This window comes from Pseudoduganella aquatica (assembly GCF_009857595.1).
GTDB lineage: Bacteria > Pseudomonadota > Gammaproteobacteria > Burkholderiales > Burkholderiaceae_D > Rugamonas > Rugamonas aquatica_A.
Genome location: NZ_WWCU01000095.1, coordinates 1 through 2,136, shown reverse-complemented (window position 1 = coordinate 2,136; position 2,136 = coordinate 1). Strand labels below are relative to the sequence as shown.

Sequence of the window (2,136 nt, the reverse complement as noted above, 5' to 3'; positions counted from 1 at the left end):
GGCTGGCGGCGGCCGGCGCCGTGCTGGCGCTGGGCGCGCTGGCCCTGCTGCGGCGCGAACTGCCCTACCCGGGACTGAACACGCTGGCGCCGTGCCTGGGCGCGGCGCTGCTGCTGTACGCCGGCAGCCGTTCCAACCCGCTCAGCGCGCTGCTCGGCCTGCCCTGGCTGGCCGCCGTGGGACGCATGTCCTACTCGCTCTACCTGTGGCACTGGCCGGTGCTGTCGCTGCTGCGCTACCGCTACGGGGCGCTGGACGCGCACGCCACCGCCGCCGCGCTATTGCTGGTCTTCGTGCTGGCCTGGCTGACCTGGCGCTACGTCGAGCAGCCGCTGCACCGGCGCGGCGCGCCGGGACTGCGCGCCGCCGCGGCGCGCTACTACGCCGGGCCGGCCGCCGCCTTCCTGGCGCTGGGGCTGTACTCCTACAGCAGCGAAGGCGTGCCGGGACGCTTCGACCCGGCCGCGCGCGAGCTGCTGGCCAGCTACTCCTTCGAGCGCGACCTGGCCGGCGCCTGCGCCATCAAGTCCGGCGCCTACCAGGGCGTCACGCTGGACTACCTGGTGCAGCGCTGCGTGGCCGGCGACCCGCGCGCGCCGGGCGCGTCGCTGCTGCTGTTCGGCGACTCGCACGCCAACCACTTCAAGCCCTGGCTGGAACAGCTGGCGCGCGACGGCGGCATGCGGCTGGCCTATTTCGTCGAGGGCGCCTGCTCGGCCATCGACCTCTACCAGGGCGAGCCGGGCGGCCCCACGCCCTGCCAGCGCCGCAACGCCGACCTGCTGGCCATGGCGCCGCACTTCCGCTACGTGGCGCTGGCCAGCCGCTGGCAATACCTGGGCCGCGAACAGGACTTCGCGCGCGCGCTGGACACGGCGCTGGGCAGGATCGAGCGCGCCGGCGCCGTGCCGCTGCTGCTGAAGGACACGCCGACGGTGGCGCCCGACCTGCCGCGCTGCGTGCTGCAGCGCCAGCGCGGCTGGCTGCCGGCGGCGCGCAACTGCAATATGCCGCGCGCCCTGGTCGAGGCCGAACAGGGCTCGATGGACCGCGTCATCGACGCGCTGCGCGCGGCCCATCCCTCGCTGATCGTCATCGATCCCAAGCGCGTCATGTGCGGGCCGGACGAATGCCTGACGGCGATCGGGCGCACCGCGCTGTACAAGGACGACAACCACCTGAACCTGGCGGCCTCGCGCCTGCTCGGCCAGCGCTACCTGGCCCTGGCCGGCAACCCCCTGCGCGCGCGGCCATGGCCGCCGTCATCTGCCCGCGTGAGCACAGTCAAGGCGGGCGCGCGCCAGCTTGGTGAAATAGAGCATATCCCACCACCATGAAGGACGGCCCCATGAAACTTGAGCGCACGCAGCAGCCGCTGCGCATCCTGCTGGTCCACAACCGCTACCGCGAGCGCGGCGGCGAGGACGTGGTGGCCGAGGCCGAGGCGCGCCTGCTGCGCGCGGCCGGCCACGCGGTCCAGGTCTACGAGCGCGACAGCGCGGAACTGGTGCAGGCGCCGCTGCGGGGCGCCTTCAGCGCGTTCTGGTCGCCGCGCGCGGTGCGCGACATCGAGCGCCTGTGCGACGCCGCGCGGCCGGACGTGCTGCACCTGCACAACACCTTCCCGCTGATCTCGCCCGCGCCGCACTGGCTGGGCTCGCGCCGCCGCATCCCGGTGGTGCAGACGCTGCACAATTTCCGCCTGCTGTGCCCGCAAGCCATGCTGCTGCGCGAAGGCCGGGTGTGCCGCGACTGCGTCGGCCACGCGCCTTGGCGCGCGGTGACCCGCGCCTGCTACCACGGCTCGGTGCTGCAGTCGGGCGCGGCGGCGGCGGCGCTGGCCACCCACCGCCTGCTCGGCAGCTACCGCCGGCCCGGCACCCGATTCATCGCGCTGAGCCACTTCAGCCGCGCGCAGTTTATCGCCGGCGGCCTGCCCGCCATGCGCATCGACGTCAAACCCAACTTTGTCGAGCCCGGCCCGGAGCCGGCCTGGCAAGGGCGCGCAGGCGGCCTGTTCGTCGGCCGCCTGGCCGAGGAAAAAGGGGTGAAGGTCCTGCAGGCGGCGCTGCAGCGCCTGCCCGGCGACGCCGCCGCGCTGCGCGTGCGGCTGGTCGGCGACGGGCCGCTGGCGGC

The 2,136-nt window shown here is 74.3% G+C and carries 2 protein-coding genes; both read left to right on the top strand.

All coding sequences use genetic code 11. The annotated features are described in order from the left end of the window. On the top strand, positions 1–1,337 hold a 1,337-nt coding region (locus GTP77_RS29655), incomplete at its 5' end, for an acyltransferase family protein (protein ID WP_161075736.1). A gap of 11 nt (positions 1,338–1,348) precedes the next feature. Continuing rightward, positions 1,349–2,136, top strand: a 788-nt coding sequence (locus tag GTP77_RS29650; protein ID WP_229202435.1) for a glycosyltransferase, incomplete at its 3' end; no start/stop codon positions are given.